The sequence below is a fragment of the Mesotoga sp. H07pep.5.4 genome (genome assembly GCF_003664935.1).
GTDB classification, from domain to species: domain Bacteria; phylum Thermotogota; class Thermotogae; order Petrotogales; family Kosmotogaceae; genus Mesotoga; species Mesotoga prima.
Window position 1 is genome coordinate 92,142 of record NZ_JFHM01000007.1, and the last position, 26,365, is coordinate 118,506.

At 43.9% G+C, this 26,365-nt stretch carries 29 protein-coding genes; 20 read left to right on the top strand and 9 right to left on the bottom strand.

Features of this window, described 5'->3' with window-relative positions:
- The first annotated feature begins 3 nt into the window (after nucleotides 1-3).
- The 9 genes from Y696_RS04945 (at nucleotide 4) to trxB (ending at nucleotide 5,737) form a co-directional block, all read left to right on the top strand.
- Nucleotides 4-465: a single-stranded DNA-binding protein gene (locus Y696_RS04945; protein ID WP_099772157.1), complete on the top strand. Its 462-nt coding sequence runs from the start codon at nucleotides 4-6 to the stop codon at nucleotides 463-465.
- A gap of 15 nt (nucleotides 466-480) precedes the next feature.
- Nucleotides 481-714, top strand: coding sequence for a 30S ribosomal protein S18 (gene rpsR / locus Y696_RS04950; RefSeq protein WP_006492673.1), 234 nt, complete (start codon nucleotides 481-483; stop codon nucleotides 712-714).
- A gap of 49 nt (nucleotides 715-763) precedes the next feature.
- A complete protein-coding gene (gene rplI, locus Y696_RS04955; RefSeq protein WP_099772158.1) occupies nucleotides 764-1,219 on the top strand; it encodes a 50S ribosomal protein L9 in 456 nt (151 codons plus the stop codon).
- 1 nt (nucleotide 1,220) lies between these two features.
- Nucleotides 1,221-2,072: an MBL fold metallo-hydrolase gene (locus Y696_RS04960; protein WP_099772159.1), complete on the top strand. Its 852-nt coding sequence runs from the start codon at nucleotides 1,221-1,223 to the stop codon at nucleotides 2,070-2,072.
- Between the two features lie 33 nt (nucleotides 2,073-2,105).
- Nucleotides 2,106-2,549 carry an NfeD family protein gene (locus Y696_RS04965; protein WP_099772160.1) on the top strand — a complete coding sequence of 148 codons (444 nt, stop codon included), beginning with the start codon at nucleotides 2,106-2,108 and terminating at the stop codon, nucleotides 2,547-2,549.
- A gap of 21 nt (nucleotides 2,550-2,570) precedes the next feature.
- Nucleotides 2,571-3,503 (top strand): SPFH domain-containing protein, encoded by a 933-nt coding sequence (locus Y696_RS04970; RefSeq protein WP_099772161.1) that lies wholly within the window; start codon nucleotides 2,571-2,573, stop codon nucleotides 3,501-3,503.
- Nucleotides 3,504-3,508: 5 nt separating this feature from the next.
- Nucleotides 3,509-4,060, top strand: a complete 552-nt coding sequence (locus Y696_RS04975) for a hypothetical protein (RefSeq protein WP_099772162.1) — start codon at nucleotides 3,509-3,511, stop codon at nucleotides 4,058-4,060.
- A 61-nt stretch (nucleotides 4,061-4,121) separates the two neighbouring features.
- Complete coding sequence (pdo, locus tag Y696_RS04980) at nucleotides 4,122-4,766, top strand: protein disulfide oxidoreductase (RefSeq protein ID WP_099772163.1); 645 nt, start codon at nucleotides 4,122-4,124, stop codon at nucleotides 4,764-4,766.
- Between the two features lie 11 nt (nucleotides 4,767-4,777).
- Nucleotides 4,778-5,737, top strand: coding sequence for a thioredoxin-disulfide reductase (gene trxB, locus Y696_RS04985; protein WP_099772164.1), 960 nt, complete (start codon nucleotides 4,778-4,780; stop codon nucleotides 5,735-5,737).
- Nucleotides 5,738-5,794: 57 nt separating this feature from the next.
- Here trxB and Y696_RS04990 read toward each other — a convergent pair whose 3' ends face one another.
- From Y696_RS04990 to Y696_RS05010, 5 genes are all read right to left on the bottom strand, one after another.
- Complete coding sequence (locus Y696_RS04990; protein ID WP_099772165.1) at nucleotides 5,795-6,739, bottom strand: LD-carboxypeptidase; 945 nt, start codon at nucleotides 6,737-6,739, stop codon at nucleotides 5,795-5,797.
- A gap of 155 nt (nucleotides 6,740-6,894) precedes the next feature.
- On the bottom strand, nucleotides 6,895-7,641 hold the full coding sequence (locus Y696_RS04995) for an amino acid ABC transporter ATP-binding protein (protein WP_099772166.1): 747 nt from the start codon (nucleotides 7,639-7,641) through the stop codon (nucleotides 6,895-6,897).
- Entirely contained in the window at nucleotides 7,638-8,372 is a 735-nt protein-coding gene (locus tag Y696_RS05000; RefSeq protein ID WP_099772167.1) for an amino acid ABC transporter permease, read from the bottom strand. Before Y696_RS05000 ends, Y696_RS04995 begins: the two co-directional genes overlap by 4 nt.
- A gap of 10 nt (nucleotides 8,373-8,382) precedes the next feature.
- Nucleotides 8,383-9,150: a transporter substrate-binding domain-containing protein gene (locus Y696_RS05005; RefSeq protein WP_006492689.1), complete on the bottom strand. Its 768-nt coding sequence runs from the start codon at nucleotides 9,148-9,150 to the stop codon at nucleotides 8,383-8,385.
- 255 nt (nucleotides 9,151-9,405) lie between these two features.
- On the bottom strand, nucleotides 9,406-10,017 hold the full coding sequence (locus Y696_RS05010) for a deoxynucleoside kinase (RefSeq protein ID WP_257211984.1): 612 nt from the start codon (nucleotides 10,015-10,017) through the stop codon (nucleotides 9,406-9,408).
- A 106-nt stretch (nucleotides 10,018-10,123) separates the two neighbouring features.
- Here Y696_RS05010 and Y696_RS05015 point away from each other — a divergent pair, with 106 nt between their 5' ends.
- The 5 genes from Y696_RS05015 to Y696_RS05035 all read left to right on the top strand — a co-directional run bounded on the left by Y696_RS05015 (nucleotide 10,124) and on the right by Y696_RS05035 (nucleotide 14,735).
- Entirely contained in the window at nucleotides 10,124-11,695 is a 1,572-nt protein-coding gene (locus Y696_RS05015) for a 4Fe-4S binding protein (protein WP_006492693.1), read from the top strand.
- A 92-nt stretch (nucleotides 11,696-11,787) separates the two neighbouring features.
- Entirely contained in the window at nucleotides 11,788-12,246 is a 459-nt protein-coding gene (locus tag Y696_RS05020) for a hypothetical protein (RefSeq protein ID WP_006492695.1), read from the top strand.
- A 40-nt stretch (nucleotides 12,247-12,286) separates the two neighbouring features.
- Nucleotides 12,287-12,715, top strand: a complete 429-nt coding sequence (locus tag Y696_RS05025; protein WP_006492696.1) for a hypothetical protein — start codon at nucleotides 12,287-12,289, stop codon at nucleotides 12,713-12,715.
- Nucleotides 12,716-12,844: 129 nt separating this feature from the next.
- Nucleotides 12,845-13,213, top strand: coding sequence for a hypothetical protein (locus Y696_RS05030; RefSeq protein WP_006492698.1), 369 nt, complete (start codon nucleotides 12,845-12,847; stop codon nucleotides 13,211-13,213).
- A gap of 280 nt (nucleotides 13,214-13,493) precedes the next feature.
- A complete protein-coding gene (locus tag Y696_RS05035) occupies nucleotides 13,494-14,735 on the top strand; it encodes a glycerate kinase (RefSeq protein ID WP_006492699.1) in 1,242 nt (413 codons plus the stop codon).
- A gap of 74 nt (nucleotides 14,736-14,809) precedes the next feature.
- On the opposite strand, the gene Y696_RS05040 is transcribed toward Y696_RS05035, so the two are convergent.
- The 4 genes from Y696_RS05040 to Y696_RS05055 form a co-directional block, all read right to left on the bottom strand.
- Nucleotides 14,810-15,643, bottom strand: coding sequence for a carbohydrate ABC transporter permease (locus tag Y696_RS05040; protein WP_006492700.1), 834 nt, complete (start codon nucleotides 15,641-15,643; stop codon nucleotides 14,810-14,812).
- Nucleotides 15,640-16,524: a carbohydrate ABC transporter permease gene (locus tag Y696_RS05045; protein WP_006492701.1), complete on the bottom strand. Its 885-nt coding sequence runs from the start codon at nucleotides 16,522-16,524 to the stop codon at nucleotides 15,640-15,642. Before Y696_RS05045 ends, Y696_RS05040 begins: the two co-directional genes overlap by 4 nt.
- A 58-nt stretch (nucleotides 16,525-16,582) precedes the next feature.
- Nucleotides 16,583-17,746, bottom strand: a complete 1,164-nt coding sequence (locus Y696_RS05050; protein WP_099772168.1) for an ABC transporter substrate-binding protein — start codon at nucleotides 17,744-17,746, stop codon at nucleotides 16,583-16,585.
- Nucleotides 17,747-18,209: 463 nt separating this feature from the next.
- Nucleotides 18,210-18,413 carry a hypothetical protein gene (locus Y696_RS05055; RefSeq protein ID WP_099772169.1) on the bottom strand — a complete coding sequence of 68 codons (204 nt, stop codon included), beginning with the start codon at nucleotides 18,411-18,413 and terminating at the stop codon, nucleotides 18,210-18,212.
- A gap of 150 nt (nucleotides 18,414-18,563) precedes the next feature.
- On the opposite strand from Y696_RS05055, the gene Y696_RS05060 reads away from it, so the two are divergent.
- From Y696_RS05060 to Y696_RS05085, 6 genes are all read left to right on the top strand, one after another.
- Nucleotides 18,564-20,135: a hypothetical protein gene (locus Y696_RS05060; RefSeq protein ID WP_099772170.1), complete on the top strand. Its 1,572-nt coding sequence runs from the start codon at nucleotides 18,564-18,566 to the stop codon at nucleotides 20,133-20,135.
- A 15-nt stretch (nucleotides 20,136-20,150) separates the two neighbouring features.
- Nucleotides 20,151-20,825: a DUF6062 family protein gene (locus Y696_RS05065; protein ID WP_099772171.1), complete on the top strand. Its 675-nt coding sequence runs from the start codon at nucleotides 20,151-20,153 to the stop codon at nucleotides 20,823-20,825.
- A 711-nt stretch (nucleotides 20,826-21,536) separates the two neighbouring features.
- The gene (locus Y696_RS05070) at nucleotides 21,537-22,727 is read left to right on the top strand and encodes a DUF438 domain-containing protein (protein WP_099772172.1); all 1,191 of its coding nucleotides are present in this window, start codon (nucleotides 21,537-21,539) and stop codon (nucleotides 22,725-22,727) included.
- 91 nt (nucleotides 22,728-22,818) lie between these two features.
- Complete coding sequence (locus Y696_RS05075) at nucleotides 22,819-23,946, top strand: aldo/keto reductase (RefSeq protein WP_099772173.1); 1,128 nt, start codon at nucleotides 22,819-22,821, stop codon at nucleotides 23,944-23,946.
- A gap of 113 nt (nucleotides 23,947-24,059) precedes the next feature.
- Nucleotides 24,060-25,409 carry a bifunctional UDP-N-acetylglucosamine diphosphorylase/glucosamine-1-phosphate N-acetyltransferase GlmU gene (gene glmU, locus Y696_RS05080; protein WP_099772174.1) on the top strand — a complete coding sequence of 450 codons (1,350 nt, stop codon included), beginning with the start codon at nucleotides 24,060-24,062 and terminating at the stop codon, nucleotides 25,407-25,409.
- On the top strand, nucleotides 25,409-26,356 hold the full coding sequence (locus tag Y696_RS05085; protein WP_099772175.1) for a ribose-phosphate pyrophosphokinase: 948 nt from the start codon (nucleotides 25,409-25,411) through the stop codon (nucleotides 26,354-26,356). Before glmU ends, Y696_RS05085 begins: the two co-directional genes overlap by 1 nt.
- Nucleotides 26,357-26,365: the final 9 nt, after the last annotated feature.

Sequence of the window (26,365 nt, forward strand, 5' to 3'; positions counted from 1 at the left end):
GAGATGTCAATTAGCTACAATCATGTTGTCCTGATAGGCAGACTCACTCGCGATCCAGAGATCAAGTTTGCTGCCAGTGGTACTCAGATAGCGACGTTTACGCTTGCGGTCGACCGAAACGTACCTTCATCCAACAACGACAATACCGATTTTATAAGGATTGTAACATTTGGAAAGACGGCCGAGTTTGCCGGGAACTATCTAACTAAAGGTCGGCTAATACTTGTCGAGGGTTCACTAAGAATCAACAAATGGAAAACGCAGGATGGTGAACCAAGATCAAATGCCGAAGTCGCCGCCTCGAATATTAGATTCATGGAAACCAAAGCTCAAGCCCAACAGTCTTCGGGAGGTTTCGATAGATCGGTTCAGGATACTAATGTGGTTGAAAGCACTGAAAACGATGACATTACTTTCTTTGGAAGTGAAACTGAAGATTCGGGGAGCGACGATATCCCGTTCTAAATCAGGAGGAATATTATGGTAAGAGACAATAGGCGAAGAGGAAGAAGCAGAAGAAAGTGCAGACTCTGCGGTTCAAAGACAACTTACATTGATTATAAGAATATCTCCTTGCTACGCGATTATGTTACTGAAAAGGGAAAGATCATCCCTAAGAGAATCACGGGAAATTGTGCCAAGCATCAGCGAATGGTTAAGGAAGCTATTCAAAGGGCGAGATTCATGGCATTGCTTCCTTATACAAAAGAGTGATCGGATCTTGAGGGAGGCGAAGAGCCTCCCTTTTTTAAGGAGGTTCTCGATGAAGGTTATTCTTCTTAAGGATGTAAGTAATATTGGAAAAACCGGTGAAGTGAAGAACGTGTCGGATGGTTACGGTAGAAACTTCCTTATTCCGAAAGGTTTTGCAGTTGAAGCCAATGCGAAAGAGCTGGCCAAACTGAAGCAGATCCAAAAGCAAAAGGAAGAAAAGGAAGAACGCATAAGGAAATCCAGTGAAGATCTACTGCATGAGCTGCAGAAACATCACTTCATAATAAAGGCGAAGTCAGGAACCAGCGGGAAGCTTTTTGGAGCAGTTACATCCGGCGACATCGCGAATCACATAAGAAATGCTCTTGGTGTTGAAATAGACAAGAAAGAGATAGATCTTGGGGATCACATAAAACAGACCGGTGAGTACAGAATTGATATCAAACTTCCAGGCAACGTAAAGGGTAAGATTGCTTTGAAAGTAGAAGGCCTGGAGGAAGAGTGAATTGGAGTTTCAAATATTCTCCAAGGCTCTGTATTCAACTTGGATTTTATATAGGCCTGAAAGGATTCTCTTCGACGTCGGTGAAGGGATCTCTACTATACTTGGAAACAGCGTCTATGCAATAAAGGATATCTTTTTGACTCACGGTCACGTTGATCACATATCGGGGCTTTGGGGTCTAATAAATACTAGAAACACTGCTATGGGAGACCGAAACAAGCAGCTAAGAATAAATTTCCCGTCTGGCAATCGCGCCATTGAAGCGTATCTGGATTTCATAATCGGAATGAATCCCAGACTCAGATACAATATGATTATAAACCCGCTTGACATCGGCGATGAAGTCTTTCTAAGGACAGCAGGAAGTTTCAGAAGACACGTAACTCCATTCAGGGTAAAGCACACAATTGGTGAAATCAGCTATGGTTATCACATTTACGAAGAGCGGAGAAAACTTAAGGAAGCCTATTCAGGACTGACATCGAAGGAGATCGCCCGTGTTGTCAAGGAAAAAGGCAGAGAGGAGATTACCGATACTTACCTGAAGAAGATTGTCACGATAAGCGGCGATACCTTTGCGCTTTCTCCCGAAACAGTGAGCTGTTCTGAAACACTCTTGCATGAATGTACTTTCCTGGTTGCGAAGGACAGAAGAAACCAAAACCATTCCAGTATCGATGAAGTCATAGATACAGTTAGAAGAAGCAGAGGTATAAAGAGATTGATCCTGTATCATATATCTGGGCGATATAACTCTCAGATTAAGAAGTGGCATAATATCATTAAGAAGGAGCTTGAAGATACAGAAATAGATGTTTTTCTTGTTCACCCGGAACATGTTTTTGAACTGTAGTACTTTTCTGTGTACTCCGGGAGGAGGTAAAGAATGGGTTACATAGGCTGGATGATTTTCGGTGTTGTCTTATTGGTAGCGGAGATACTAACTCCTACTTTTTTCTCTCTGTGGTTTTCAATAGGTTCTTTCCTGGCAGGCCTTGCAGCAATGTTTTCGCTTGGACTCGGTTGGCAAGTTCTGATTTTCGCCTCGAGCAGTACGTTCCTGGTACTTCTTTCCAGACCGATTGCCAAAAAGCTATCAAAAGGAGATTCACCAAAGAAAATGTATATCGATGGGATGGTCGGTTCTCTGGGACGTGTGACAGTGGAGATCAATCCGGTTATGGAAAAAGGCATGGTCCGGATTGAGGGAGAGGACTGGCGAGCTACTTCGGCGAATGGAGAGATAATACCTGTAGATACTGTGGTTAAAATAGTTAGGCTGGAAGGTACTCTAGTTTACGTCGAAAGGCAAAACAACAACAATCAGTAATAGAAGAAAGGGGGATTAGAGATGGTTTTTTGGTTAATACTTGCAGTGGTAATCTTCATTATTGCGGCTTCAGGGATAAAGATAATTCGTCCTTTCGAGAAAGGACTCGTAGAGAGGTTGGGAAAGTATAGAAGAGATGCCGAGCCCGGTCTCCAGTTCATAATACCTTTCATGGAGAGAATGGTGAAGGTTGACCTTAGAGAAACCGTAATAGATGTTCCACCTCAGGAAGTTATCACGAAAGATAACGTAGTGGTTACTGTAGACGCGATTATTTACTACCAGATAACCGATGCATTCAGAGTTGTCTACAACGTTTCTAATTTCGAGATTGCTGCAATAAAGCTTGCACAGACGAACCTCAGAAACGTCATAGGAGAGATGGAGCTTGACCAGACCTTGACCTCGAGGGAGAGGATTAACGTCACCTTGAGAGAGGTCCTTGATGAAGCAACAGACAAATGGGGCGTCAAGGTTACAAGAGTTGAAATCAAGAAGATCGATCCACCTCAGGACATCATGGATGCCATGTCGAAGCAGATGAAGGCCGAGAGAACAAAGAGGGCGGTTATACTGGAAGCCGAAGGTTACAAGCAGTCAGAAATAACGAAGGCCGAGGGCGATAAGATGTCGGCGATTCTGCAGGCAGAGGGTCAGAGTGAATCGATAAAGAGAGTGGCCGAGGCTAATAAGTTCAAACTTGTGGCAGAGGCCGAGGGCGAGGCAAACGCTATCATAAATGTCTTCAAGGCGATTCATGAAGGAGATCCAACGAGAGACGTTATTGCAATAAGGTATCTCGATGCTTTGAAACAAATAGCCGATGGTAAGGCAAACAAGGTCTTCCTACCCTACGAGAGTAGTGCAATGCTTAGTTCCTTAGGTTCCATGGCCGAGATCTTTAAGGATGGAAAAGATCTTTCTGACGGAAACGAGAAGGTTAGCAAGAAGTGATTTGATTGTTGATAAGTGAAACGCTGAGAATCTTCTTCAGCACATTGCTTATTGCAGGTTTGGCCACCGTTCTATCGGTGGCCTCAATTTTTGCGTTTCAGCGACAAATCAGAAAAGCTAATTTTCTTCTCCTGTTCATGAATGTTGCCTTCGCGAGTGGCGTTCTCTTCCTCTGCAATATTGTTTTCGTCAGAGAGAATAGACTTCATAGTGTAATTCTTTTTCTTATTTCGTACTTGTATATCTATGGATCACTGGGAAGACATACTTCCAGATATGATGACACCTTTCGAATGCTCTTTCTTTCTATGGGATACACACGGCAGGAGTTCTTCAAGAATTACTTGATCGTTCAAGGTAAATGGAAACTCGCCGACTGTATTCTTTCCTTTACAGCAATAGCTACTGTGATTGAATTCATGTCGAATCACATAAGGTATTTCTACCCTGACGAGTGGTTGAGTATCATGCTCTTATTCATGACAATCTGTTTGGTCGTCGGTGTTAGCAGATGGTTTGGAGATAATTATGTAAACAAGCTGTCAAAGGAAGAGTAATATATAAGTGTTACCATACCCCTAGTGGGTATAAAAATATTAGTCCTTGGGAGGGATATAAGTGGCAAAGCTTCTACCCGACAACATAACCAAGCAAGTAAAGGAAATCTTCAGCAGTATGGAGGGCTCTGTAAAGGCACTTCTCTTCAAGAGCGAGAAAAATTGTGATTACTGTTCAACTGCAGAACAGATGCTGCAAGAGCTTTCCGAAATCGAAAGCAAGATTAGTTACGAAGTTCATGATCTTGATTCAGAGATGGCGGAGAAATATCGTATAGAGCTTGCACCTAGCATGGTACTTCTCAATCCGGAAGGTGACGACAAGGGTGTCAGGTTCCTTGGAATACCTGCAGGACATGAGTTTGGAACGCTTCTGCAGGATATCGTTTCCTTTTCTAAGGGTGCGATTTCTGATCTCTCAAAGGATTCGATTCAGAAGATCGAAAAGATAAACTCTCCGGTAGATATAAAGGTCTTTGTTACCACCACGTGTCCTTACTGTCCAAAAGCAGTTCTTACAGCTCATAACATTGCAATGGCGAACAAGAACATAACGGCTTATATGGTTGAGGCAAACGAGTTTCAGGAATTGTCGAGGAAATATGGGGTCTCATCGGTCCCGCAAATCGTGATAAATGACAAAGTAACCTTTGTGGGAGCCTATCCTGAGGGTCAGTTTGTAGATCAAGTAATGAAGGCAGTTTGAGGAGGTTCAAAATGTCATTCTTCGAACTTGGTAGCGCTAAGAAATCCGAACTGAAGGATTTTTACGATGTGACGATCATTGGAGCCGGTCCTGGGGGCATTACGGCTGGTATATATGCCGTCCAGGCAGGTTTGAATCCCTTAATTATTGAAAAGGCACTTGATGGCGGACAGATTAACAATACTCAGACCGTTGAAAACTGGACGGGTTTCGCAAGTATTGGTGGCATGGAATTGAGTGAGAAGATGGCTGAACATGCTAGAGAATTTGATGTCCCCTTCACATATGCAGAAGTTGTAGATATCGATAACGAAGGTCAGAATAAAGAAGTTATCCTTGATAATGGTAAAAAGATCAAATCCAGAGTAATAGTTATTGCTACCGGTTCCAATCCCAGAAAGCTTGGAGTAATGGGTGAAGAAGATTTCAAAGGCAGAGGTGTTAGCTATTGTGCAACGTGTGATGGTCACTTCTTCGCAGACAAGCACATTGCGGTGATCGGAGGCGGGAACAGCGCTCTGGATGAGTCGCTTTATCTGAGCAAAATGGTTAGTAAAATAACCATTGTTCAAAATCTGCCGAAGTTGACTGCAGACAAACTACTACAGAAGAAGCTTAACGATACGCGAAAGGTCGAGTACATCTACAGTTCAGTAGTGGATTCCATTGAGGGCGATTCACAGGTCAGAAAGATAAACATTAAGAATGTTGACAGTGGCGAGATCACTTCTCTAGAGGTTGATGGAATCTTTGTGTTCATTGGTTTGATTCCAAACACACAGTTTCTGAAGGGCAAACTCGAGATGAATGATTTTGGATACATCAAGACGGACGATTTCATGGAAACGAAAACAAAAGGGGTTTACGCCATAGGCGACGTAAGAGAAAAGGAAGTCAGACAGATAGTGACCGCTGCAGCAGATGGAGCAATTGCCATCTATCATGCCGCTAGACACTACTTCAGTGAATGATCAGTAAGGATTAGAACAAATATAGAGGGAGAAGAGCGTTTTCCGGCGCTCTTCTCTTTATTTGATCTTTGCTTCGGGAACCGGAAGTATTTCGATCGTGCCCTTCTCCATGTCGATTTCAACCCACTGGCCAACCGGAAGAACGACTTTCGGGAAGTCCCCATGATAACTCGGTAGACCAATCCATACAGGTATTTCCTTTCCCAGGAAATAGTCGTGGATCATTCGTTTTACATCATCGAAGTCTCCATTTTTTATTTCTGTGAATCCAGCGAATACCACACCTCTTAAAGATGAAAATTCGTCAAGGTGTGCAATATTCCAGATCATTCTTTCCAGCGACTCTTTGGTCTCGCTCACATCTTCAAGAACGAGAATTGCATCTTTTAGTGAACCCAAATACTCTGTCCCCTGAAGAGCCTGGAATAGAGAAAGATTGGCCGGGATCAACCTGCCGGTCATCTTCCCGGCGATCACAGGAATTGACTGGTAGTTGAAGCGGATCGTTTTTTCACCGTTGAAAATGGCTGCAATGTTCTGTACCGATTGAGAATCTGTTCCTAGTTCAACCGCAACCATTGGGCCATGATATGTGGTCTGGCCTGTCTTGAAATAGACTGAAAGAAGCAGTGCTGTGATGTCGCTGTAACCAACAAGAGGTTTTGGATTCGAAGCTATTACCTCCCAATCGAGCCAGTCGAGAAGGTTGTATGAACCGTAACCGCCCCTCGCAGTTATGATTGCGTCGTAATCAGGGTTAGCAAAGGCTTTGTTGAGTTCATTTGCTTTTTCTCTCGGGGAAAGTGAAACCTGGCAACTATCTCCGACGACGACCCTGTAACCCACGTTCCTAAGTGCTGTGATGCCCGCCTCCAGCTTTGATCTGTCTGGAAAACTTGCAGGCGCAGTGACGAAAATCGTTCGGATCTCTCCAGATAACATTACAGGTGAAACTAAAAGCATTCCAACAACCATCATAACTGTCAACCATACCCTTCTCATGAAATCCTCCAAGTTGATCTGTCTACTATAGTTTGCCATTCATGGACGGTAAAATCAACACGTCGAGAGTAAGAAGACGTTGCAAAACTTTGTACTCATTGTCTTTGTGCTGTCATTCTTTTAGAACGCAACCAATCAATAGTCTGGAGGAATTCTCAGACGACTGCGGAGAGGTCCGTGAGGAACTCGGCGATTTCTCCTGAAACAGATTCAAAGAATTCATTCGGACTACAGTCGGCAAAGACTTCTCCATCATCAAGGAAGACTACCCTATTCGCAATGTGCTTTGCAAACTCAATCTCGTGAGTTACTATGATCATTGTTCTCCCTTCAGAAGAAAGCCTCCTGATCACTCTCATTACCTCGCCAACTAGTGATGGATCAAGCGCAGAAGTTGGTTCGTCCAGAAGAACAATGTCTGGATTCATGACCAAAGCCCTGGCTATACCCACTCTCTGCTGTTGACCTCCGGAGAGCTGCGATGGATAGCTCATCAATTTATCTGCAAGTCCGACCTGTTTGAGACGAACCTCCGCTACCTTTCTCGCGTCTGTCCATTTAACTCTGCCCACTTTTACCAGTGGTAAGGCAACATTGTCGATGATTTTTAGATGACTTATCAGGTTGAATCTCTGAAAGACAAATCCAACTTTCGATCTGAAAGCTCTAATAGCGTGCTTTGTTCTTTGTACGCGTTCTCCCTTGAAAAATACGTCGCCTCCATCGGGAGTTATGAGATTGTTTATGCAACGAAGAAGAGTGGTCTTGCCCGCACCGGATGGGCCGAGCACTGCTATCACATCTCCTTCTCGTACATCAAAGGAGACCTTCTTGAGAACTTCCTGTGAATCAAATGATTTTGTGAGGTTCGATAAACTAAGAATAACACTCTTTTCCTTCATGGAATTGCCAGCCTCCTTTCGAGCACTCTTCCCACCAGGGATATCAGCGAAGTCATTACCAGATAACAACCTGCTAGTACAATATAGGCTTCGAATACCGCGAGAGTCTGAGTCCCTACTTGTCTTGCCCTCATTGTAAGATCGCCCAGGGCAATCACCGAGACTAGCGAACTATCTTTAATCAATGTAACCAACTGACCTATTAGTGGCGGTATCGAAATTCTGAATGCTTGGGGGAAGACAATGGAAAACATTATCTGACCCCTGTATAGGCCCATTGCCTCACCCGCCTCCTTTTCACCGGACGGGACTGCATCTATCCCTGCTCTGAAGATCTCGCCCACGTAGGCTCCTTCGAAAAGTGAAAGTGAAATTACTCCTGCCCAGAATCTGTCTACGTTTACCGCGGAACCAAATCCGTAGTAGACAAGAAGGATTACAACCAGAAGTGGCATATTCCTAAAGAACCAAACATAGAGAGTCCCTGCGTCTCTTAGTAGGTTGACCTTTGAGTCTCTAGCAAGTGCTACAATGATTCCAACAATTACGGCAAGAGCAAGAGCGATGACGCTAAGCTGAAAGGTAGTGAGTATGCCCTCCAGAAATAACTTGTAGTATTTGGTTAGACTACTCCAGTTGAAGGGATAGACTGCTGACACTGATGAATAGGAAAACCAGAGAAGACCGGCAACCATTATTCCTAGAGTTATTTTCGACATCGCTCTTGACATGTCGTTTTCCTTAGAATTCGGGTTCGTATTCTACGAACCAGTAGTTTTCAAGCTCTGCAAGTGTTCCGGTAGTCTTTATCCATTGAATGAAAGTGTTTAGCCACTGAAGTGTCTCGAAGTCACCCTTCGGTATAGCCACGCCGAAATCCTCTCTAGTAAGAAGATCCTCGGTTACCTCCAGCTGGTCATACTTTTTGGCCATGAATCTGGCGTATATAGAGTCGAATATCATTGCATCAGCCCTTCCGGAAGCGACCTGGAATGCAGCCTCATCGATTGTTTCAAACATGTAGATTTCGGCCTCGGGCAGAAGCCTGTTTGCTGCCTCTGCTCCAGTTGAACCGAGCTGAACGGCAATTTTGACTTCCGGATTATTGAGATATTCAGCATCAGGGGCCGTAGAGTATTTGTCGGAATTGTAGAGAATTATCTGGCCGACAGTAAGATAGGGATCGGAGAAGTTTACCCTAAGGGCCCTTTCAGGAGTGATGGTCATTGCTGACCAAATGACATCGAATTTGTTTGAAACAAGAGCGGGGATTATTCCATCCCAGTTTACGATAACAAACTCAAGTTTTACACCTAGGATTTCGGCCATCTTCTCAAGAATTTCTACTTCGAGACCGATTCGATCTCCATCGGGATTGGTTCCATAAAGTGGCATATAGCCAGCGTCCTGCCCGACTCTCAATACGCCTCTTTCTTTAACTTCGTCGATCAGACTTCCGAATGACATGGTCATAGCGATCAGAATTGCAAATAGCAGTAGCTTTTTCATGATACACCTCCAATAAAATAAAAGACCGGGCTATAAGCCCGGTCTGTTTAAATCCTGAGAGCACGACTAAAAGGTGCCGCCTCCCGGAACCGGGCGCCACAGTCTGTGATGAGGCATTTTTGTAACAAACATCGAAATTAAACTCATTCTCACAGAAATCACCTTTGTCGTGTTTTGATAATTCATGGTACCAGCAAACTAGAGAAAATGTCAAGTTACGTTTCTCGCAAATCTATTACAGCTCGGTGAGTGTTTCTACAGAAGGCCCTTTATTTCCTTCGTAATTCTTTCGGCCTTTTCGGGATTGATCACTATATCTACGGACCTTGCGTCTATCGTGTAGATTGGTGAAAGATCGTATTCTCTTATCCAGCTAGTATACAGCCTGTCTAACTGTTCCCAATAGGCAATTGGGACCGCAGTTTCCATCTGTCTTCCTCTGCGCCTTATTCTAGCTAGAATAGTGTCGACATCTGCATCGATATAAACGAGAAGGTCCGGCTTCTTAAGATACTTTATCATTGAGTCAAACATCGTTGCATAAGCACTGAATTCTCTTTCAGACATTTTGCCCGTCGCAAAGAGATTTCTTGCAAAGATTTCCTTGTCCTCATAAATCGAACGATCGAAGACTGTATCCTCGTTCTTTTCAGCTTCTTTAAGCGAGCAATACCTATGATAAAGAAAGTAAGTCTGAAGATGATAGGACCATCTCTTCTGGTCGTAATAGAAATCCTCAAGGAAGGGATTATCGGAGACCGATTCGTAGTGAATATTGAACCCAAGGCCTTCAGCAATGGCGCTTGCTACAGTAGACTTGCCTGCACCAACATTTCCGGCAAGCACGATTATTCTTCCCACTTTCATCACCCCTACCAGGTCTGATAATACAATTCTAGCATTTCAGCTTCTAAGCTAACTCTAAGGTTAATCAAGTCAAATAGTTTATCGTCTGGTTGAGGATGTGAAGACTGTGAAAAGTCGCCATAGAGTGCCACGAATTGCTACGCAGTTATTGTTTCTCCTTCTTGTTCTTTACATAAGTGTCGGTCACTATCTTTCTGAGAAGGGCATAGCGGAGCTGCCTGGCACGACAAGTCTCCATGCTGTCTGTCCCTTCGGCGGTGTCGTTACGCTATACAATCTTGTCTCTGATGGCACCTACGTCCAGAAGATACATCCTTCCAACCTTTTTGTTCTGAGTGGATTGCTGATTTCACTCTTCATTGCGGGAGCTTTCTTCTGTGGATGGATTTGTCCGCTAGGAAGTGTTCAGGAGTGGATTGGGAAAGCTGGTAGAAAACTCCTCAGATCACATTACAATAAGGTCCCTGCAGGTCTCAACAAAATCCTAAGTCTTGGGAAGTATGCCATGTTGATCTTCGTAATTGTTCAAACAGCTAGAATCGGCACGCTTTCATTCAGTAGTTTCGACCCTTACTATAATCTTTTTAATATATGGACGGATGAAATTGCATTGTCCGGTTATATCGCAGTACTCCTTACACTTGGAGCTTCTCTCTTCATCGAAAGACCTTTCTGTCGTTATGCCTGTCCACTGGGTGCGATCAACGGTCTCTTCAACCGCTTCAGTATTTTTCGTATTAGAAGGAAATCTTCAACATGTATCGATTGTGGGCTATGCGATAGGGTGTGTCCTGCAGGGATTAATGTCTCGAAGGTTTCCAGTGTGAACAGCCCGGCCTGCAACAGATGCATGAAGTGTGTCGATATTTGTCCAGCTAACTCAAATTCAACACTCACGATAGGGTTTGGTCTTTCTGAGAAGTCATCAAAAGCTAGCAAGACAATATCTGTGAAAACATACATAATACTGGCTCTCTCAGCATTTTTGGTGCCGGTAGGCCTATCTGTCTTGACAGGTAAATTTGAGACGGAAAAGACGAGAGTATACATAGTCCCCGATGATATTAAGGGTTCAACATCTTTTGAGGAAATTGTCGAGAACTATCCGATCTCGAAGGAACAGCTTTTTAATGGCCTCGGAATACCTGAGATGGTTTCTGTCGAGCTCAAAGTAAAGGACCTTACAGGAATTCTGGGTTTTATCGGTGAAGAAGAAGTGATATCCAGAGAACATCTTTCAGTACTGATCGGAAAATTAGGTGAACCGATTTCATCTTTGGCCGAGCATAGCAAAGTGGATTTTGAAGATATTATCGAATTTGTCCAGTCAAGTGGTTTGGACGGATCAACAACTGTTTCAGAAGTTATGGCTAGTGGCCCCCCAGGGCTGTTCACATATCTCTTCAGCGGGAGATGGCCTTTTGAAACATCTGGAGATGAAGCAGTCATAGAAGAGAAAGAGACTGGTAGTGAAAATCATGGGCAATCCGCTTCATTTGATATCAAGGGTACAACAAGCTTGTTGGAGATCGAAAGGATGGTCCCGGATTTTGAAGCATTCCTTGAATATTTTGGCCTGCCGATCGATGAACCCAAGAGCTCGTTGTTGAAGGATCTGAAGACAAAGTACCAGATCGAGATTTCGGATATAAAGGATTATGTTTCCAACAATCAGTAAATCTGATATGAATAGCAATCGGTTCTACCTGCTCCTGTTGTATAATTGCTGAGGACTCCGGTTGAGTTCATACACTTAGAGGAGGGATAGACATGAAGAAGTTGCTATTGATTCTTGTCGTTTTTGGTCTTGCAATTGCCGTATTTTCAGAGCCCCTTATAGTTTGGCCAGATAAGACACACGGGAAGCCACTTGTGGCGGGATTATATGCCCCTGTTTATGGAGAAGCCAAACTGGACGTTTTTGGAAACATCACCGGCTGGACGGGTCCAAATCTCGGTCTAGGATGGACCTGGAAGACATATTTCAGCCCTCTCGAGCTTCAGAAGGTCAATTTCTATTACGAGTTTGGTACTAATGTTGTGATTTTCCCCTATATTGGGGTCGGATTTGATTATGCTCTCGTTCTTCAGAACAATCAGACACTGCTCGTTGGAGCAGGAGCTTCGGCATCTCCTTTCACCGTTCTAGGTTTCTTCTTTGAGGGGCCGGCAGCTATTCTATCATCAGTTTTGAGTTCCGTGATACTGAGCGTCGCTGTAGTTTTTTGATTAGAGGCTATGTATAATTGACCCCGAAAGGGGTCGTTTTTTGAACGAAGAAGAGCAGATCAATAATAATCGATTAGAGACAGAAAGAGACAGCGAAGTAAAAGCTGTCATCAGAAAGTACTCAATTATTGCCGTGATTGTACTCTCTGTGTTTCTCATGGTTTTTTCTACGAGAGACAGAGTGGAGGTGTTCAATCCGGAGAGTGTCCTTTCTACGATTGAAGAGACTTTGCTTCTCTTCATAAATCAGAGGCTTGTTAAGGGAAATGAGCATGTAGGGTTTCTGGAAATAGTCTCGTCCGATTACGAAGAAGTTGAATGGGGCGAGTACACGTACGAGATTCAGACTAGATTTGCCTTATCTGAAAGGGTCGAGAATCTGTACACCCTCTGGAAATACAGAGTTCGAGATGATACCCTGGATCTCTTAGGATACTCTTCTGATGGTGAAAACTGGTTAGAACCTTGATGGTTATCACGCACACTGTAGGCCAGAAATTGCATTCTGAGATTGAAAATACGTTGACTTGATGCGGGTATTAAGTGTAAAATCGTTAAGTAAGAACAAGCTCAATATCACTCAAAAGGGGGTAATCGAATGAAAAAAGTCCTGATTCTTGTGGCAGTCCTTCTTGTTGCATCGGTTTTCGTTGCGGCACCGAAGAACTTCATTCTCGGCCAGGGTCTCTACGGAGATGTAGTGTATGATCTAGCTGGAAACATAACGGGTTATGAAGGAATGGACTTCTATATCTTCCAGGCTAGCACTTACTACGAAAAGGCTCTCACACCAGGTGAACTAAATGCCTATACCTTTGATGGCAAATTCCTGTTCTTCATTCCGGTTTTTGGTAGAGGATGGGAATTCGTGCTGAGACCAGTGGACAATATTATTTTGACCGCCGGGCTAAGCCTTCTCTATAACTTCCTCCCCGGGCCGTATCTTGGTCTGACAATATTACTCTGAGCAATCTGTTTATGGGAGAAGACGGTGTTTCTGCACCGTCTTCTTCTTTTGATAAGGCGCAAAAAAAGAAGCAGTTTTTTTGAACCGGTAAGCAATGTGAGGTAATAGTGACAAGCAAATTGCTTCTAAGGACTTCTTCTTCTCGGATTTCTGGCCTTCTTTAACTTGATAATTAATTCATCTAGAATTGTTCAGTTTGCATTGTTATTCAGAAACTTCTTGTAGGTTACCCTCAGAGAAGAGAATTCCACTCGTAATAGTTGATCAAGGAGGTTCGATTTTGAGAGAACTTAAAAAGGAAGCGAAGTATATTGTTGAGAGATCAATTGAAACGGTTCAGCCTGAAAGCTCCGTTAAGAATGCTCTTGAGAAGCTTAGGCTGAAAGGTCCTATATTTCTTTTGGCGGTTGGCAAGGCAGCCTGGAGAATGACCAAAGCCGCGATGGACAAACTTGGTGAAGATGTAAGCGCGGGAATCGTAATAACGAAATATGGCTACAGTCAGGGAGATATCGAACGCGTAGAGATTTTCGAAGCTGGGCATCCGATACTTGACAGAAAGACCGTAGAAGCTACAGATTATGCTCTTAAAAGAATTGAGGAATTGAAGCCGGAAAAGATTCTCTTTCTTATTTCGGGAGGCGGATCGGCTCTCTTCGAAAAACCATTGGAGGGGGTGATGCTTGAGGATCTTGTTGATGTCAACAATCGTCTATTACGTTCAGGTGCAAGCATCGTCGAAATCAACACGGTGAGAAAACACCTTTCTTCAGTAAAAGGGGGGCGTTTTGCAAAGCTGGTCTCTCCCTCTCAGGTTTATACGCTTGTTCTTTCCGATGTTTTAGGAGACCGTCTTGATTCGATCGCTTCAGGACCGGCTTACCCCGATAGCAGTACAAGTGACCAGGCGCTTGCAGTCCTTGAAAAGTACGCTATTGATGTTGATTCCAGAATCATCGAGGCGCTGATGGTAGAGACTCCTGACCGTCTGTTTAACGTTCAAACTGAGATTATCGGAAGTGTTGCGAGAGTCTGTGAATCTGCAGCAACATTTGCCAGAGAGATTGGATATAACGCCACTATCCTGACAACTTCGCTAGATTGCGAAGCAAGAGATGCCGGTGTTTTTCTGGCATCTATCGCAAGAGAAGAAGCACACAACAGACCAGTGGAAAAGCCGGCCGCTCTGATCATTGGCGGTGAAACAGTTGTGCATGTTAGAGGCAGAGGTCTGGGAGGAAGATGTCAGGAGCTTGCTCTTGCATTCGCTTTAGGGATTGAGGAAATGAGTGGTGTTACGCTAGCCTGTGTCGGCACCGATGGTACCGATGGGCCTACCGATGCAGCTGGCGCCATTGTCGATGGAAGAACGGTTCAAAAAATGTTGGATGCTGGCATAGATCCACAGTTATTTCTGCTCGACAACGATTCCTACCACGCTCTGGAAAAGTCAGGCGACTTATTCATTACGGGGCCGACCGGTACAAATGTAAACGATCTGATAGTGCTCCTTTGCGAGTAAATATAGAAGTATGATCGCCAGTCATTCAGGAAATTTGAATCCTTCAAAACCAGCTTTACGATGGAAGAAGACCGCTATTTTATTGTCCATCCGACCATTCCTTTGACGTAATATCTTTGAAGCAATATGTAGATAAAAATTGGAACGATCATCACCATCAAAGATGCAGCGGAGAGTAGTCCCCAGTCGACATGGTAAACCCCTCGCATTAATGGAATCCTTTGAGTTGCCAGAAGTTTGTCCGGAGAATAGATGAGAATAAGAGCAAGGAAAAAGTCGCTCCATACCCATGTAAACTGCAAAGCAGAGGCCGAAGCAATTGCCGGGAAAGCATTAGGAAGAACAATCCTGAAGAAGATACCCAAGTCTCCAGCTCCATCGATTCTGGCTGCCTCCTCCATATCGGTCGGAAGGGTCTTGAAGTAATTACGCATGAAGAAAGTTATCCATGGTATTCCCCACGCAGTATGAAGAAGAATAAGACCGAAGTAAGTGTCTACCAACCCAAGAGTGCTCATTATTTTAAAGATAGGAATAGCAATCATCTGCTGAGGGAGCGCAAGAGTGAGCACAACGGTTAGAATAAACGTCTTCCTGAACGGGAATCCATATCTGGAAATTCCATAGCCTGCCAATGTTGCTAGCATTAAGGGGATTACCGTAGAGGGAAGAGCAATTAACAGAGAGTTGATCATCCCCCTATAAAGTGGTGCTGTACGATGATTAAGTGCCCCGGTGAAGTTTGATAGAGTTGCAGTGAACGGCTTGAGACTCCACCAACCGTCCAGTACTTCACTAAAGGGCCTAATTGCTGTCATAACTACGCCCATCAACGGAAGGATCCATATGAGGGCGATAATCCAGGCAATGACTGTTTTTAGAACAATCTCTCTCCTTGACTTTCTCATTCTGCCTCATCTCCCGCCGATTTCATCATGGGAATCGCAGCCAGTAGAGTTGAAGCGGTAATTAAAACCGCAACTACTGCAGATTTTCCAAAGTCCCACTCTCGAAAGCCATAAAGATACATTTGAAGCGCAAGAACGTTTGATGAACCACCTGGCCCTCCCATAGTTGCAATATAAACAATATCGAAGACCTTCAGTTCCCACAGCAGAGTCATTGTAAGTACGACAACGGTGATTGGTTTCAACAATGGAATCGTTATCTTAAGTAGCATTTTGAACTTTGATGCGCCGTCTATCTGGGCTGCTTCATAGTATGTGTTGGGAATAGTCTCAAGCCCGGCAGAATAGAGAATCATTGAGAAGCCTGTCCACAACCAGACAGAGCCGAAGATCAGTGCAAAGAGAGCCGTCTCTGGATATGCTGTCCAAGTCTTACCTTCCAGTCCAAGTGTCTGCAGAACTAGATTCACAACGCCAACGTTTTCCTCGAACATGAATCGAATCATTATTCCGCCCACTATCATTGGCATAACCATGCCAAGGAATATTATCGACTTTACTATTCCCCCTCCCTTTACGTCTCGCAGAAGGATAGCCAGAAATAAACCCACAAGGGTAGTTAATGGCAGATGGATCGCGATCCACATTAAGTTATGAATAAGTGACCCAAAAGGAAAACCTCTCTCTAGTCCCCGGGGATCTAGGATATCCCTGCTGGAAAACACTTCTCTGTAGTTTGAGAGTGAAAGGTTCCCTTCGCTGTCAACAAAGCTCAGGAAAATCGTGTTGAACGTAGGATATAAAACGAAAATCACTAGAAGCAACAACGCCGGCAGAATGAAGTAGCTGAAGTGCCTGAATTTTGCCTTTCTCAAAGCCAACTAGATCACCCCCGAAGAAAGAAGTGGGACCCAGATGGGCCCCACTTAGAGAAATCGATTACTTCGGCATTTTTTCATCAAGGTCCATCAGCGCGTCGTCAAGCCTTTCCGGTCTTACCCAGATTAGTTTAAGCTGGTCCCAGAATGCTGTCTGCCAGAGACCGCCGATGGAATCATCGAGATCATTTAATGTCTCAACACCCTCTGTCAACTTCGCAATCTCCTTGTCGACCGCAGGATAATTAGACATGTCGACTCCGACGGTTGCAATATGGCCACCCTGCGCAACCTGAATGCTCTGACCTTCCACACTCGAAAGGAATTTCACAAGTTCCAGAGCTTCTGCCTTGTTGGTTGCGTATTCGGGCACAAATGCATAGTCAATACTGAAAACCATCCCGCGATTTCCCGGAAGACTGAAGACAGCCAGATCATTCGGGTCGTCTACCATTCCCGTTATCCACTGTCCCATGAAGTAAAGACCGTAATCTCCGTTCCACCACTGCTCGAGTATAGTTGTCCACTCTGTGGGTTCACTGAAGTATCCCTTTTCGAGAAGATAGACTAGCTTTTCCATGGCGTTCCTGACCGCGTAACTCCTCCAGGTCGTGTTTCCTTCGATTAGGTCCTTCTGGAGTTCGGGGCCGCCAAAGGTAATTAGGAAGTGTTCGGTGACATCTGAAAGAGGCCACCCTACTCCATTGCCGCTTGCAATAGCGTCCTTCACTCCTGGTATAGTCTCGATTTTTTCAAGGAGAGCAACAAATTCATCCCATGTAGTAGGTGCCTTCAAACCATGGCTTTCAAAGAAGGATTTTCTGTACCAGAACCCCGGTTTGACTTTTGCGGTGTAAGAAATCCCGAAGACTCTCCCGTCTGAAGTCTTGACATTGTCGAGTGCACCCGGAATATACGCATCGGTATCAATCACATCAGATAAATCAACCACGTGTTGTGTGTTGCTTGTAATGAAGTTCGACCACATGAAGATCACGTCTGCAGGTGCCTTCTTTGCAGAAAACTGTGCCGGCAGAACATTTGCCAGGTCTTCTGCCCTGTATGTCTGGTAGGTGTAATCAATGCCTGTCTTTGCTTTGAATTCTTCGAGGACTGGAAGGAAAGCGTCCATCTCGACGCCAGACCAGGGCCCAATTACCGAAACAGTGCTAGAGATCAATGCGGTGGAGAGAACTATTAGGACTGTTACCAAAAGCTTCTTCATCAAAAATACCCCCTTTTCAATGTAGATTTGCTTTTCAGTAAACATCTCCCTGAGACCGCTTAAGTGGTCTGAAAATCCACGCACTCATCCGCAAAAACACCCATTACTTGGTTTGACTCTAGTAATTTGAAGTTTGCTCAACAGAAATCAATGACTTAGTAAGGAATCAGACTTAAAAGAAGAAACATCTCAGTTTTTCGATAAAATCAATTCCGCTTTTTGATTCATGTGCAGAAGCTGGTTACCATCTTATTCAAAATACAATTCATTTGGAAAATGGCAAAAGGTATATGATGGCTGCGATAGGCTTTTATTATTATTATTATGAAAAACATATCCATCTTAATGAGAACGCGGTCTTGCCGCTTTTTGACGAGTATCGCCCAGTGAAGACAAACAGTGCTAATTGTTATTGGTTCTTAGACTTCTCTCAAGGATAACTTTCGTCAGCTCACATTCATTTTTACTTGCTTAGTCTCTCTTCAACACTGCCGTCCGGAAGGACAAAATCCGTCGAGACCGAGAGTAAATCATCTAGCCGAAATCTAGCACATTCTGTCCAATCCTTTTCACAGTACATCTCGATCCATTCCCTGTTGATCTTTCCGTTTTCGTAAGCCCTTACAACTGGACACTCATAGTAACTGATGCAATACCCATCCTCCACCAGATCACCACCATTCTGTAGTCGACAATTATGTTATCACAACGCGAGAAAATTGCAATACCCACCATCTGAGTTTGGTAGTTTTTGTAATATTCTTTGTATCCGTTATACAATGTTTATTATGAGGATGAAAAAAACGGGGGTGATCTAATGCGCAGAAGGCTGTCGTCTTTATTACTGATCTTATGTTTGGTTTTGATCATTGCACTTTCGGGATGTGTTTTTCGACGGTATTCAGTTGTAGTGAGCTGTACACCGTTGATTGAAAAGATCGAAGTAGGAAACAGAGAGAGGGAGCTGCCGTACAGTTTTTCTGCCAGAAAGGGACAGAACATAGTTGTAAAGGCACCGCTCGTTCCCGGATACGACTTTGAAGGTTGGTTGATAAACAATGAACTGAGACAAACGGCGGAGATCGCAGTTGAAATAGAAGAAAACACAACAATTAAAGCGATATACAGCCCAAGACTTGTTCACGAGATTACGTATGGAGGTTCAGGCTTTGAAAATGGGACCGGCCTGGTTGTCGAAAACTCAAATGAGATTTTAATAGGAATCACTTCAAGTTCCACCGACAGCTCTCTTATTCTCGAAAACAAAGGCAAGAGTGACTTTTGGATTCCTTTTCTTCAATACGAATCAAATAATTATGTTGTGGAACCACAGTTGTGTTATGGAGGAAGCGATGAGGAGTCACTTATGGATACAGTTAGAATCGCTGGCGGTTACGTATCGGCCGGCGGGTCGGGCTCAAGTGATATAGCATATTCCGGAAGCGGTTATCCATATCATGGGGGTACTGACGGATACGTTATTATGATGCGCAACGATGGCTCACTCAGATGGCAGACTTATATAGGTGGAAGCGGAGACGATGAAATTCGTTCGGTGAATACCACTATAGGCGAGAAGCTTATAATCACGGGGATTACAGGTTCTTCAGACTCGAATTTCGCAAACAGCGGTTACCACGGGTCAAAGGATGGTTGGGTAGCGTTGATGAGCTCCAGCGGTACTCTCATCACAGACCTCATTAAGGTCTTTGGTGGCAGCGCGGAAGACGGTCTTCTCTACGCAATGCAGACAAAGGAAGGTGGATACATCGTCTGCGGATACTCGACTTCTTCCGATGGAGATCTAAATTCACTCAGCAGATCGACGGGCGAGGACTTGTGGGTTCTCAAACTCGATTCTCAGCTGGAAATTGAATGGCAAGATCTCTTCGGCGGGCAGAACGATGAACGTGCCAATGTGATAAAAGAGGTTAACGATGGATATATAGCAGTTGGTTTCACTGAATCTGCCGGAGGCGACATCAATGAGAACAAAGGTGGGAAAGATCTCTGGGTACTGAAGTTCTCTTCTGACGGTGATCTGGAGTGGAGCAAGACATATGGTGGCAGTGAGGACGATGAAGGGTTTGACGTCGTTCAAACTGCAGACGGTGGATTTGCAATATGTGGTTACACTGACTCTTCAGATGGCGATATCCTTCACGAAAATAGAGGTATGAGAGACGTTTGGGTTATAAAGCTTGGGTATGACGGTTACCTAGAATGGGAAGCTACTTTTGGCGGGTCCGAAAATGATTTTGCGAGAAGAATAAAAGAAACCGAAAAAAGAGAATTGATAGTAATTGGCACAACTTCTTCATCAGATCGCGATATAAAACGCCCGATACAAGGTCCTTCCGATGCGTGGTTACTAAGGCTTGGAAGATAAGTTCCGTTTGCCGGTGTGCAGTTGAAAGCCAACAATGTTCTTGAAAGCGAGATAATTTCCCTTCTTGAAGAAGGGGAACTATGTCCCGTCTGCAGATCTATGGAGAAATCAGTTGATGGGTGGATTGTCGGAGCCTTTTCCAACCTTCTTCACAACGAAGATGCTCGAATGGAATTGATGAGAAATGGGCTTTGCACAGTTCACTTAAAGAGAATTGTGGAAGTAGCAAAAGAGAGATCCGAAGTAGGATCCCTTGCAGTCTCGATAATGTTTAGAGAGATTCTTGCTGCTCAAATTCCGTGGCTCGATGGAAAAGATGTCGGATTCTTGTCTAGAAAAAAGCCGAAATCTGGGAGCTGCGTTCTGTGTTCCGTGGCCAGTAATAGTGAGAGAATCTATCTTTCTGCCTTCGTGAAGTTTCTTCAAAGAGATGAAGTACAGAGGTCATATGAGAACTCCAGATCCGTCCTTTGTGTGAATCATTCAAGATACATCATCAAGAACATGAGAAATTCATGTGGGCAGTGGCTAGCTGAAACCCAAAGAAATAAATATGAGGACCTCACAGCAGAGATCGAAAACTACATTTCTAAACATGATTACAGAAACACAACTCCCGTTGGGCAGGAAAGACATGCGTGGTTAAAGGCATCTAAGTTGATTGGGGAAAGGGATGCAAATAACAGTTAGTGAAAAGAACAAAAGTCAAACCTCACTAGTTCTCTGCCAATTAAATGATGCAGTGAAGCTATTCTGGCCTGTCTTGATCGTTTAGAATTGAGAGCTTCTGGTGTGCACCTTTATTTTGCTGTTCTGTATCGGTGATTATTCCTCAGTAAACTGGAAAGGCCCCTCACGGGGCCAGTTGCAGGAAAGCGCTTCCGTTGGAAGCCTCCGGGGTGACTTTATGCAACTCGGTGCATAGTTTTTGCTTTTGCCTTTCAAAGGTTCTTATCGAATCCTTCTAGTACAGTTCTTTACTCTGGAAGTCTCTTTTCCCGTTTAATCTTGTGGCAACAGGAATTACTGAGAGCCCCCGTGGTGAATTCTTAATCACAAACCGAACGACGCTTTAAAAAGACTTGAGTAGAACTCTTTGCTGAACTTTCTATATTTACTATCATCGCGAAAATATTCTCTGTTTTCAGGGATAATTATATCTATCTTTTCAAATATGATCTCTATATTCATACTATAACCAAAAAATTGATCTTGTCAAGTCACAAATTCAATGAAATTATGTAATTATTTAAATATTTCTTGATCCATATTCTCAAGAATTGGATATATATCTTATCCGTGAAGGTCGGTGAATCACAACTTTTCCCTCGTAACATTTGTTACTGCTGTAAATAACGATTTGGGATACGCTCTTTATGAAGACAATGAGGAGGTGAAATGATGAGTGAGCTTTTCAACAAAGAAGAGTTTCTTAAAGGATTGATCAGAAAGCTTCATGAAGAGCCCGATAAGCTTGAGAACATTAGAGAAGATTTCATGAGAGTTGTAAGAGAGCTGACACCTGTAGAAATAGCACAGGTCGAGCAGAAACTTGTGGAGGAAGGTATGCCTCCCGAGAGCATCCAGCTCATGTGCAACATCCATCTTGATGTGTTCAAGGAGGCTCTGGACGAAGACAGTCTTCATGTCGACTCCTGGCATCCTCTTCACATATTGATTGAAGAACACCGCGACATTCTTAACAGGACGAAGGAATTGAGAGATTTGACCGGGAAGATTATTGCTAGAAATTACGATAGCGAGGACATAAGAAGGCTTCAATCTTCAATACAGTATCTCGATAGTTTAGAGGCATATTTTTCCAAAGAGGAGAACGTGCTTTTTCCCTATCTTGAAAGGCACGGTCTGGTTCAACCTCCTGCGATCATGTGGAAGGAACATGACGAAGTTAGAAACCTACGAAAGAAGATGAAAATCGAATATGAGAACCTTAAGAATGGAGACCCAAATAAGGTAAACGAGCTCGCAATAACAATTAGCGAACTCTTCACAAATCACATCTACAAGGAACACAAGATTCTCTTTCCTTCGGCGCTTAAGCTGCTTTCAAAGAATGAGTGGGAATCTATTCGAGTGGAGTTCGATGAAATAGGGTACTTTTCATTTGAGCCGATGCCCTTCGTTTTCTCTGAAGAAGTATCAAAAAACAACGGTGTTGAAGGGCTAGTAAATCTTGGAAGTGGTTTTCTGAAGGTAGATCAGTTACTCTTGATGTTGAACAGCCTTCCTTTTGATATTACTTTCGTTGATGAAAACGACACTGTCCGGTATTTCAGTGAAGGGAAGGAGAGAATCTTTGTTAGAACTAGAGCAATAATCGGTAGAAAGGTTCAGAACTGTCATCCGCAGAAAAGCGCTCACGTTGTGAACAGGATCCTTGAAGATTTCAAGAATGGGGTACGTGATGTTGCAGAATTCTGGCTTAATCTTGGACCAAAGATTGTTCACATAAGATATTTCGCTCTGCGGGATACATTAGGAAAATATGCGGGAACACTGGAAGTGACTCAGGAGATCTCTTCTATAAAGGCGCTTGAAGGAGAGAAGAGGATTTATGATCCTCTTGATTAGCTAAAAATCGACTAAATCGAAAACCCCATGCAGATATTGTAGAATAGAATGTGCTTACCATCATCTTCATCTTGCTTTCGGAGGTATTGTTATGATTCGGAGAGAAATGGGAAAGACTGGAGAAAAGGTATCTGCCTTGGGTTTTGGTTGTATGAGACTTCCCACGCGTGACGATCAATCAATAGACGTGGATGAAGCCACAAGAATGTTGAGATTTGCTATAGATAACGGTGTTGACTATGTCGATACTGCGTGGGGATATCACAACGGACAAAGTGAACCCTTTGTAGGCAGTGCTCTTCAAGATGGTTACAGAGATAAGGTAAATCTTGCTACTAAGTTGCCCAGCTGGCTTATCAAGAGTAGAGAAGATATGGACTACTATTTGAATGAGCAACTCAGGAGATTGAGAACAGATGTAATTGATTTCTATCTAATCCACGCGTTGAACAGAAGATACTGGAAGAATCTCAAGGAACACGACATATTCGAGTTCATGGATTCTGCTCTTGCCAGTGGAAGGATCAGACACATAGGGTTTTCCTTTCATGATACTCTTGATGTCTTTAAGGAAATCATCGATTCTTACGGCTGGGAGTTCTGCCAGATTCAGTACAATTTCGTAGATACGGAGCACCAGGCCGGTCTAGAGGGTTTGAAATACGCTGCCGGTAAGGGAATCGGAGTAGCTGTTATGGAACCTCTTCGGGGTGGAAAGCTTGCCACGAATGTAAGAGATGACATTCTTTCGATTTGGAACTCCTCGGGAATCGATCGGACGCCGGCCGCCTGGGCGTTGAGATGGGTGTGGAACGACCCGGATGTAGGTGTTGTTCTGAGCGGGATGTCGACTATGGACCAGGTAAGGGAAAACATTGAGACAGCAAGAGAGGCAAGTCCGTATTCCATGAGCTCTTCTGAACTGACTATTGTTGATAAAGTCAGGGAGGAGTACAAAAAGAGGATAAAAGTGAGCTGTACGGGTTGCAGCTACTGCATGCCTTGTCCCACTGGAGTAGCGATCCCAACTTGTTTTGATTTCTTCAATGATGCGTACATGTTTGACAGCATAGAGGATCATAAAAAAGCTTACTTGAGATCTGTCAAGAAAGAGAACAGAGCTTCACTTTGTGTCGAGTGTGGACGGTGTGAAGAGCTTTGCCCCCAGAACATTCCTATAATTGAACAACTTAAGGAAGTCTCTTCACTATTTGAATAACTGCAAAAGGATCAGTGTTGTGTTTGTGTCTGTACTCTGCCTTTTTCAGCTCGAGTGCTATATAATAATGCCGTGAACGAAATGAAAAAAACCTGTCGGGGAGGTTGTACTGGATGACTGGAATAGTGCTGGCCGCTGGCCAGGGAAAGAGAATGAAATCAAGATTCCCGAAAGTGGTTCACAAGATTCTTGATCGGCCAATGGTAAACTGGGTCATTTCAGCGCTCAGACAGGCCGGTTCAGACAAAATCGTTGTGGTCACCGGTTTCGAGGCTGCTATGGTTGAAGCCGTTCTTGACAAGGATATCATTTCTGTTAGGCAGACCCCTCAACTCGGCACGGGGCACGCCGTAATGACGGCGCTCGATTATCTCGACGATGAAGACATCATTGTCATTGCTGGAGATGAGCCGCTTGTCCTACCATCGACATTGAAAAAGCTTGTTTCAAGAAGGATTGAAGGGGATTTCGATGTTGTCTTTCTTACTATGAAGCCTGCCGATCCGACGGGATATGGAAGAGTCGTTAAAGACGGCAAAAAGATAAAAATAGTGGAACACAGGGATGCCGATTCGGAAACAAGAATGATTAATGAAGTAAATTCCGCTATATATGCTTTTAAGGGGAGTTTTCTGAGTTCAGCAATCAAGAGTTTGTCCAACAATAACGATCAGAACGAGTACTATCTCACGGATACGATTTCGCTTGCCGGTAAAGCGGATACTATAGTTGTTGAAGATGCTCAGGAAGTTCTTGGTGTTAATGACAGAATTCAGCTGGCCCAGATAAATAAGATTGCTCAGAAGAGAATCAATGAAGAACATATGAGAAACGGGGTCACGATAGTCGATCCTGACACCTGTTACATTGGCCCAGAAGTTGAGATCGGTGCTGACACTGTTATTGAACCCATGGTTTTTCTTTCAGGAAAGACGCGAATCGGAAACTGCTGTTCTATTGGGCCGTTAACAAGAATTGATAGCTCAGTTATCGGAGACGATGTTGAGATATTGCGTTCTGAAGTATCGAATGCAGAGGTTCATTCTGGCGCAAGAGTCGGGCCTCTTTCTAGGTTAAGACCCGGAGCTGTAGTAATGAATGAAGCACATGTTGGCAACTTTGTGGAGCTGAAGAAGACGATTCTTGGCAGGGGATCAAAAGCACAGCATCTTACATATCTTGGTGATACTGATGTAGGTGAGGGTGTAAATATCGGTGCCGGAACGATAACGTGTAATTATGATGGGAAGAGGAAACACAGGACGGAGATCGGAGATGGGGCATTTATTGGCAGCAATACTTCGCTTGTCGCCCCGGTAAGAATTGGAAAAAACTCTGTGACTGCTGCCGGTTCAGCGATAACCGAGGATGTTCCGCCCGACTCACTCGCATTCGGTAGAGCGAGGCAAGTCGTCAAAGAGGGGAAGTATTCAAAAAATAGAGAGCAGGAGGAGAACAGCTGATGCCGTATCAGACTAACGAGATGAAAGTATTCGCTGGCTCTGCGAGTCTACCGCTGGCAGAGAAAATCTCAAATTACTTGGGAATCAGACTCGGAGACTGCAGGACAAAGAGATTTGCGGACGGAGAGATCAATCTGAAAATCGATGAGACTGTAAGGGGCCATGATGTATACATAATTCAATCCACATGCAGTCCTGCGAACGAGAATCTGATGGAGCTCCTAATAATGATAGATGCCTTCAGGAGAGCTTCCGCTCATTCTATTTCGGCCGTAATCCCCTACTATGGATATGCGAGACAAGATAGAAAGGCTAGAGGTCGGGATCCTATAACTGCTAAACTTGTGGCAAATCTTCTCACGACTTCAGGAGCAAGCCGTTTAATAACTATCGATTTGCATGCAGAACAGATACAGGGGTTCTTCGATATTCCCGTAGACAACCTCTGGTCTTTTCCTGCATTTCTGAAGTTCTTCAGTCAGAGTGCCTTTGATCGAAATGAGATGGCGGTGATTTCACCGGACATTGGTGGAGTAAAACGCGCAAGCAAATTTGCTGCAAAGCTGGGTGTACCGCTGGCAATTTTGGACAAGAGGAGACCCAAAGACAACGTTGCGGAAATGGTTCACATAATCGGCGATGTTGAGGGAAAGACAGCAATAATCTTTGATGATATAATTGACACCGGTCGTTCACTAGTCGAAGCGGCGAAGATGCTAAAATCCAACGGCGCCGATAAGATATTTGCGTGTGCGACTCATGGAGTTTTTTCCGGTGATGCTAAAAAGATCATTGCCGAGTCAACGATTGAGAAGGTCTTCATAACAGACACGATTTACCATGATGACCTTCCCGACAACATAATGATGTTATCCATCGCGCCGCTTCTGGCGGAGGCATTGACTCGTGTAAGAAAAAATCTTTCGGTGAGTATTTTGTTCAGATAGAGGAGGGAA